Source organism: Streptomyces sp. NPDC001904 (assembly GCF_040297005.1).
GTDB lineage: Bacteria > Actinomycetota > Actinomycetes > Streptomycetales > Streptomycetaceae > Streptomyces.
Window position 1 is genome coordinate 41,934 of the sequence record NZ_JBEOYI010000038.1, and the last position, 8,285, is coordinate 50,218.

At 71.0% G+C, this 8,285-nt stretch carries 5 protein-coding genes; 4 read left to right on the forward strand and 1 reads right to left on the reverse strand.

The window, feature by feature from the left end; genetic code table 11:
• Window positions 1-30 precede the first annotated feature (30 nt).
• The 3 genes from ABT127_RS36240 (at window position 31) to ABT127_RS36250 (ending at window position 5,638) form a co-directional block, all read left to right on the forward strand.
• Window positions 31-3,150 (forward strand): amino acid adenylation domain-containing protein, encoded by a 3,120-nt coding sequence (locus tag ABT127_RS36240; protein WP_351459830.1) that lies wholly within the window; start codon window positions 31-33, stop codon window positions 3,148-3,150.
• Window positions 3,147-3,872, forward strand: coding sequence for a thioesterase II family protein (locus ABT127_RS36245; RefSeq protein WP_351459833.1), 726 nt, complete (start codon window positions 3,147-3,149; stop codon window positions 3,870-3,872). Before ABT127_RS36240 ends, ABT127_RS36245 begins: the two co-directional genes overlap by 4 nt.
• Before the next feature lie 323 nt (window positions 3,873-4,195).
• Window positions 4,196-5,638 carry an NsdA family TPR-like regulatory protein gene (locus ABT127_RS36250; protein ID WP_351459836.1) on the forward strand — a complete coding sequence of 481 codons (1,443 nt, stop codon included), beginning with the start codon at window positions 4,196-4,198 and terminating at the stop codon, window positions 5,636-5,638.
• 561 nt (window positions 5,639-6,199) lie between these two features.
• On the opposite strand, the gene ABT127_RS36255 is transcribed toward ABT127_RS36250, so the two are convergent.
• The gene (locus ABT127_RS36255; RefSeq protein ID WP_351459839.1) at window positions 6,200-7,312 is read right to left on the reverse strand and encodes a citrate synthase 2; all 1,113 of its coding nucleotides are present in this window, start codon (window positions 7,310-7,312) and stop codon (window positions 6,200-6,202) included.
• Window positions 7,313-7,519: 207 nt separating this feature from the next.
• Here ABT127_RS36255 and pdxH point away from each other — a divergent pair, with 207 nt between their 5' ends.
• Entirely contained in the window at window positions 7,520-8,155 is a 636-nt protein-coding gene (gene pdxH / locus ABT127_RS36260; protein ID WP_351459842.1) for a pyridoxamine 5'-phosphate oxidase, read from the forward strand.
• Window positions 8,156-8,285: the final 130 nt, after the last annotated feature.

Genomic DNA, 8,285 nt, shown 5'->3' on the forward strand with positions numbered 1-8,285 from the left:
TTGTTCGCGACGGGCACTGGAGGAGATCGAATGCAGAGCGAAGCACAGCACTCCGGATCTGCGGAGCGGTTCGCGCTCACCCCGGTTCAGCAGGCCTACCGGCTGGGCCAGGAGGAGGGGCCCCTGGGGGGCGTGGTCTGCCACATGTATTTCGAGTTCGACGGGACCCGGCTGGACACCGGGCGCCTGGCCGCCGCGGTGGAACACGTGCAGGAGCACCACGCGCTGCTGCGGGCGCGATTCGACGATCTCGACCACGCCCGCATCAGCGTCCGCGCACCGGCCGCACTGCGGGTGGAGAACCGGCCATCGGAGCAGGTGCGGGCGGAGATGGCCGTCTCGCACCCGGTGACGGACGGCGGCGGCGGGCTGGACGTGCGGGTGAGCGAGCTGCCCGACGGTGGTTCACGGCTGCATGTCGGTCTGGCTCTGATCGCCGCGGACCCGCCCAGCATCCACACGGTGCTGCGGGACCTGGCGGCGGCCTACCGGCGCGAGCCGCTCACGGATCCCGCGGAGTTCGACTTCTCCGCCTTTGCCGAAGGCCGGGCCGCTGCGCCCGGCACGTGCGAGGCGCCTGAACAGCTGCCGAACCCGCCGAAGCTGCCGTCGTCCGCGTCCGCCGACCACGTCGTCGGCGCTCGTTTCGTACGCCATCATCTGCCGCTCGACGCGCAGGCGATGGAGCGCCTGGACCGCCGGGCCGCGCAGGAGGACGTCGCCGTGACGGACCTGCTGTTCGCCGCCTTCGCCCATACCGTGGACCGCTGGAGCGAGGTGGACGACTTCGTCCTGAACGTTCCCGCCTTCGCCCGCCCCGTCGGCGCCGAGGGCGTGGTCGGCGACTTCAGCACCCTGCGGGCCGTTCAGGTTCCGCTGTCCCGCGCGGACAGCCTGCGAGAGACGGTGTCCCGGGCCGCGGCAGCCCTGCGGTCCCCGGCGCCGACCGTGCACGACCTGGTGTCGTGGGCGCGTGAGCGCGGGCAGGACCTGCGCACACTGGGCGTCGTGTACACCCAGGTCGGCGCGCCGTGGGCGCCCGCATCGTGCACGGAGACCTTCGGCCCGATGAGCTGGATGATCTCTCAGACACCCCAGGTCTACCTGGACTGCCTGGTCGTCCCCTCGTACGAGGGCGGTCCCCTGGAGATGGCCTGGGACGTCGTCGAGGAGATTCTGCCCGCGCCCGTCGCAAAGGCGATGGTCGGCTACTGTGCCGCCACCCTCACGGCGTTGGCCGACGGCGACTGGGATCGGCCCGCGGACCTCCCCCTGCCCCACGACCAGCGGCTCGCACGCGCCGAGGTGAACGCCACGGAAGCGGAGACTTCCAGCCTCCTGCTGCACGAGGCCGTCCTGCGCCATGCCGAACATGAAGGCGACACACCCGCTCTGTTCAGCGACCGCGTCCGCTGGAGTCGGGCCGAGCTCGCCGATGCCGCCCTGCGCACCGCCTCGCTGCTCGTGGACCGCGGTCTGAGCGCCGGCGATCCCGTGGGGGTGTGCCTCAGCGACGGCGTGGACCAGGTCCAGGCCGCGCTCGGGGTCCTGGCGGCGGGCGGCTGTTATGTGCCGATCAGCCCCGAGCAGCCGACGGAGCGCCGCAAGAACGTCCTCAAGCGAGCCGGGGCACGGTTCGTCCTCTGCGACCGGGAACTGGCGGGGGAGAGCGAGGGCGAGCAGTACGCGCAGGACGTCGCGCAGTCGTCTCCCGCGCCGGATGTGCCGGCGGACGTCCCTCTGTTCTACCTGCCGCTTGCCCTCGCCGACCGGGCCACACCCCTGAGCGAGCCGGTGCGGGTCCCGCTGCGATGTCCCGCGTACATCATCTTCACCTCTGGTTCCACGGGCCAGCCCAAGGGTGTGGAGATCTCCCACCGGTCGGCGATGAACAGCATCCTCGACCTCAACCGGCGCTGGGACGTCGGCGCCACCGACAGGTGCCTGCCGATCTCCGCGCTCGACTTCGACCTGTCCGTGTACGAGATCTTCGGCCCGCTCGTGGCCGGGGGTTCCGTCGTCATCGCGGCCCCGGAGCAGCGCCGTGACCCCGCACAGTGGATCCGGCTGATGAACGAACACCGGGTCACCGTCTGGGACTCGGTGCCCGTGCTCCTCGACGTGCTGCTCACCCAGGCCGAGGAGAGCCGCAGGCCCGAGTCGCTGAGGCTCGTGATGACGGGCGGCGACTGGGTGCCGGTGGACCTGCCGGGACGCCTGCACGCGCTGCTCCCGCAGGCACGGTTCGTGGCGTGCGGCGGTGCCACGGAGGGCTCCATCTACTCCAACTTCTACGAAGTCGGGGCGGTCCCCGAGGACCAGACCTCCATCCCGTACGGCTATCCGCTCGCCAACCAGCAGTACCGCGTCGTGGACTCCGCCGGGCGGGACTGTCCGGACCTGGTGCCCGGCGAACTCTGGATCGGCGGCGCGGGAGTCGCCACCGGGTACCGCAACGACGAGGAGCGCACCCGGGAACGGTTCGTGACCGTGAACGGCCACCGCTGGTACCGCTCCGGCGACCTGGGACGCTACCTGCCGGGCGCCGTCATGGAGTTCCTCGGGCGCATCGACCATCAGGTGAAGGTGAACGGCTACCGCATCGAACTGGGCGAGATCGAATCGGTGTTGGGCCAGCACGACGCCGTGGCCCGCGCGGTCGCCCTGGTGGCCGGCGACACATCCGCCCGGCGCATCGTCACCTACCTCCAGCCGCAGACCGGGCAGATCGACACGGACGCGGTGCGCCGGCACGCGACCCAGTGGCTGCCCGAGTACGCGGTGCCCGAGGAGTACCTCCTGCTGCCCGACTTTCCTCTGAACCAGAACGGAAAGATCGACCGCAGGAAGCTCGCCTCCTGGACCACTCCCGACGTCGCGGCCGTCACCGAGGAGCCGGTCCGTGAGGGCACGGAGGCCGCCATCGCCGCCATCTGGTCCGACCTGCTGGGCCAGGAGGTCCGAGCCCGCAACGTCGACTTCGATCGCGTGGGCGGCAACAGCCTGCTGTCCATGCGCCTGACCCAGCGCCTGTCGAAGATCGCCGACACGTCCTTCACGCTGCGGCAGGTGCAGAAGGCCACCACGATCGCCGACCTCGCCCACCTGGTCAGCACCACAGGAGCGCAGGCGAAGGAGCACACCCGATGAGCATCATGCTGCCCGAACCGGCCCGCACGTGGCTGAGGCCCCTCGGCGACGCGGGTGACACCGCCCTGGTCTGCTTTCCCCACGCGGGGGGAAGCGCCGGCGTGTTCGGCTCCTGGAAGAGCCACATGCCGGAACACCTGGCCCTGCTGGGCGTCCAGTACCCCGGTCGCGCGGACCGCGGCGACGAACCGATGTCCGGTCAACTCCAGTCCCTCGCCCAGCAGATCGCCATGGCGCTGCAGTGGGCCCGCTTTCCCTACGTCCTGCTGGGACACAGCATGGGCGCCCTCCTCGCCTACGAGACGTGTCTGAGCCTCGCCGACCTCGGCCTCGGACACCCCGAGCAGCTCATCGTGTCCGCCAGCCCTCCCCCCGACCAGGCCCCGGCGCGCAGCCGGAGCGACGTCAGCAGCCGGGTCCTCACCCTGCCCGGACCCGACGAGGGGGACCGGGACGCCCGTCTGCACTTCGCACAGCTCGTGGAGGCGGATCTCCGGCTCCTGCGGGACTACGAACCCACGGGCCGCCGGGTGCAGGTCCCCCTCACCTGCCTGTACAACACCGACGACCCCGACATGAGCGCTCAGGACGCCGAACAGTGGCGGGCGTTCACCACGGCGGACTTCCGCACCCAGGAGCTGCCCGGAGGGCACTTCTCGTCCGTCGAAGACCCCCAGGCCGTAGGGGAGATGCTGAGACGGCGGCTGAGCCCTCAGGGCTAGGGCCTGTCTCCCAGATCCCTCCGTCCGCCCGAAGGGCGGGCCCTGCGGCGTCTGGTGCGTGCTCTCGGCGTGCCGGGTGCAAGGCCTCGTACTGGATGTACTCGGCCTTGTGCCCGGTGCGGCGAGAGCGCGTGCCAGGCGTCGCGGGGCAGGAGGGATCTGGGAGACAGGCCCTAGGCAGCACGGCGCGAGGCAAGACGGGCGTAACGGCTATTATCCGGGGCATACGAAGAAAGAATTCGCATTACTCCTTATTACTGGCCAAATCTTCCCGTTCGGTAATGCAGGTGCCGAATCCGGTCGACGCGATCGCACGGAGCCCCATGCCGAAGAACCCCAACACCGCGCTCGCGCCCCTGCTTCGCGAGGCGAGGATGTCGAACAGCGACCTCGCCCGCGCTGTCAACCAGCTCGGGACACGGCAGAACTGCCGGTTCCGCTACGACCGCACGGCCGTGGCCCACTGGCTCGGTGGATCACGGCCGCGGCAACCCGTTCCCGACCTCGTGGCTCAGATCCTGTCCATGAGCCTGGGAAGGATCGTTACGCCCGCGGAGACCGGACTCCTCGCGCGAGACACCGCGCAGAGGCCCCCGCACCCCGCGTCCGCCGACCGGGCCCTGCACGAACTGGGCGCGGCGGAAAGCGATCCACAACAGCGCGGAGCCCTTCTCCACCTCCCGTGGTCGGCCTCCTCGTGCACCGCCGGCTCCGCGCCGGACGGTCCGGCAGGCACCGCCGAGGTGGGCGTGGGTCCACGCCCCTTGCGCGGCGTCGACCAGGAGGTACTGAGCCTCTACAGCACGCAGTTCAGCACCCTGTTCGAAGCCCGCGGCAGTGGCGCCGCCCGCACCGCACTGCGCGCCTTCGTCACCGTGGACGCCGTCAGCTATCTCACCTCACAGGCCTCCGCGGCCCAACGGCAGTCCGTACAGCTCTCCGTCGCCCGCCTCGCCCTTCTCCTCGCGTCCGCCACCTTCGACGCTCACCACCTCGGCCTCGCGCAGCGCTACCACAGCGCCGGCCTGGCCCTTGCCCGCGAGGCCGACGACGTCAACCTCCAGGCGATCATCCTGCGCACCATGTCCAACCAGGCGCGCACCATCGGGTTCCTCGCCGACGCCAGGGAACTGGCCGAGGCGGCCGGCCGCCTCCGCCGACAACTTCCCTCCGCCACGCGGGCGTTCCTCCTGACCGGCAGCGCCGCCATCCACGCGGCCGAAGGAGATGAACGCCGCTCACTGAACTGCCTGGACGAAGCCGATCACTTCGTCCAGGCGGCCACAGCCGGGGCGTCCGATCCCTACGCGGCCTACAGCCGGGCCGCCTTCGAGCACCAACGCGGCGAAGCCCTCGCCCTGCTCCGGCACCACGAGCCCGCCATCGCGGCCTTCTCCGCGTCCCTGGAGCGGCGCCCGGACGAGCACCACCGCACGCGAGCCATCACCACCTGCCTGAAGGCGATGACACAACTACGCATGGGACATCTGGAGGCCGCCTGCACCAGCCTGCGCGAGACCCTCCACGAGCGGGCCCAGGTCGATTCCCCCCGGCTGGAACATCTGCTGCACACCCTGCACCAGGAAGTACGGCCCTACCGACGCCACCCCCAGGTCTCCGCACTCCTCCAGCAGCACGGCCCTCACCCGCACGCGGGCACCTCTGCGTCGACGGCGTACCCGGTGCTCCCGCCGCAGTCCTCCGTGACCAGGCGGGGCGGGCGCGCCTCCGCCCGCGTCTGCCCCGGCTCCGGCGCGACGACCTGACCGGTAAGGCCACGGCACTCGCTCGCAACCTGTATCTGCGCCAGCACGAAGGGATCCTGCACAGCTACCTCGTCACCTCGAAGGGGTCTCTGTGTCGAATCTCGGCCGCCGACTCCGGAGCCACCAATCCCCGGTGGCCGATCGAGTGACCGGTCGCGCAATCGCCCGCGCGCGGCTCTCGTCGTGGTTGCTCGCGCAGTTCCCCGCGCCCCTGAGATGCGCACTTCGTGCGGCATCTCATCAGAGAGGCGTGCCTCGTGCGGCACCTCATCGGAGAGGCGCGCGAAGCGCAGCCTCAGGGGGGAGGCTGCGCGTCAGCGCATGCCTCAGGGGCGCGGGGAACTGCGCGAGAAGCGGCCACCGGGCCGCACGCGAAAGAACTACCTGACAGGGGCGCGGGGAACTGCGCGAGAAGCGGCCACCGGGCCGCACGCGAAAGAACTACCTGACAGGGGCGCGGGGAACTGCGCGAGAAGCGGCCACCGGGCCGCACGCGAAAGAACTACCCGACAGGGGCGCGGGGAACTGCGCGATCAGCCCCCGCACCCGCGGGTCCCCGGACTACTGGGAGATGTCGGCGAACCCTCCGATGTCCCGGGGCGAGCGCGACCCCGGGCCCACGTAGCGGGCCGACGGACGGACCAGGCGACCCGTGCGCTTCTGCTCAAGGATGTGCGCCGACCAACCAGCCGTCCGCGCACAGGTGAACATCGACGTGAACATGTGCGCCGGCACCTCGGCGAAGTCGAGCACGATCGCCGCCCAGAACTCCACATTGGTGGCGAGCACCCGATCGGGCCGACGCGCGTGCAGCTCGGCCAGCGCGGCCTTCTCCAGCGCCTCCGCGACCTCGAAGCGCGGAGCCCCGAGCTCCCGGGCGGTCCGCCGCAGCACCCGCGCCCGCGGGTCCTCGGCCCGGTACACCCGGTGCCCGAAGCCCATCAGCCGCTCACCCTTGTCGAGCGCCCGCTTCACATACGCCTCGGCGTCCCCGGTCCGCTCGATCTCCTCGATCATGCCGAGCACCCGCGACGGCGCACCTCCGTGCAGCGGCCCGGACATGGCCCCGACGGCACCCGACAGCGCGGCCGCCACATCGGCCCCGGTGGAGGCGATGACCCGGGCCGTGAACGTGGAGGCGTTCATGCCGTGCTCGGCGGCGGACGTCCAGTAGGCGTCGACGGCCGCGACGTGCTTCGGGTCCGGCTCCCCGCGCCAGCGGATCATGAACCGCTCGACGACCGACTGCGCCTTGTCGATCTCGCTCTGCGGCACCATCGCCACACCCTGCCCGCGCGCCGACTGGGCGACGTACGACAGCGCCATGACGGCGGCCCGCGCCAGATCGTCACGGGCCCGCCGCTCGTCGATGTCGAGCAGCGGCTTCAGGCCCCACACGGGCGCCAGCATGGCCAGCGCGGACTGCACGTCGACGCGGATGTCACCGGAGTGGACGGGGATGGGGAACGGCTCGGCGGGCGGCAGACCGGGATCGAAGGCGCCGTCGACCAGCAGCCCCCACACGTTCCCGAACGACACATGGCCGACCAGGTCCTCGATGTCGACGCCCCGGTACCGCAGGGCGCCGCCCTCCTTGTCCGGTTCGGCGATCTCCGTCTCGAACGCCACGACGCCTTCGAGGCCGGGTACGAAGGACGGATCGAAATCGGACATCAGGCGGCTCCTCTTGATGCGTGGACAGGTCTCCCGGTGATGCCCCGTAGGGCAGGCTGCTCAACCGTTTCGGCACTTGGAAGATAGACCTCGGTGCCACGGATGGCGAGAGTTCGCGGCACTCGGTGCCATGTCTCACTCCGCGTGCGGCCGTGTCCCGCCGTCCGGCAGGATGACGCCGTGAACGACACACCCGACCCGGCCGGCATGCGCGAGCAGTACCGCACCCACGACGGCGGCCTGCACGAGTCCGATCTCGACCCGCACCCCATGCAGCAGTTCACGCGCTGGTTCAAGCAGGCGGCCGCCCCCGGCTCGCCGCTCGCCGAGCCGAACGCCATGGTGGTCTCCACCGCCGACGCCGAGGGCCGCCCCAGCTCGCGGACGGTGCTCCTGAAGTCCTACGACGACGAGGGCTTCGTCTTCTACACCAACTACGGCTCCCGCAAGGCGCACGAACTCGCCGTCAACGCGCACGTCGCGCTGCTCTTCCCCTGGCACCCGGTGAGCAGGCAGGTGCTGGTGACGGGGACGGCGGAGCGGACGTCGCGGGAGGAGACCGAGGCGTACTTCCGGTCCCGGCCGCACGGGTCGCAGCTCGGGGCGTGGGCCAGTGAGCAGTCCGCCGTGCTGGCTTCCCGGGACGAACTGGACGCCGGGTACGCGGAGCTGACCCGGCGCTATCCGGCCGGGACCGAGGTGCCGGTGCCGGATCATTGGGGTGGGTTCCGGGTACGCCCCGAAGCGGTCGAATTCTGGCAGGGCCGCGAGAACCGGCTCCACGACCGTCTCCGCTATGTCCTGGCCGGACCGGCGTGGCGGGTGGAACGCCTGAGCCCGTGACGAGGCGCCGTCGTTGTCCGCGGCCCGGTGGGGCTTCTCGCGCAGTTCCCCGCGCCCCTGAGGCATGCGCTGCGCGCAGCCTCCCCTATGAGATGGCGCACGAAGTGCGCATCTCAGGGGCGCGGGGAAC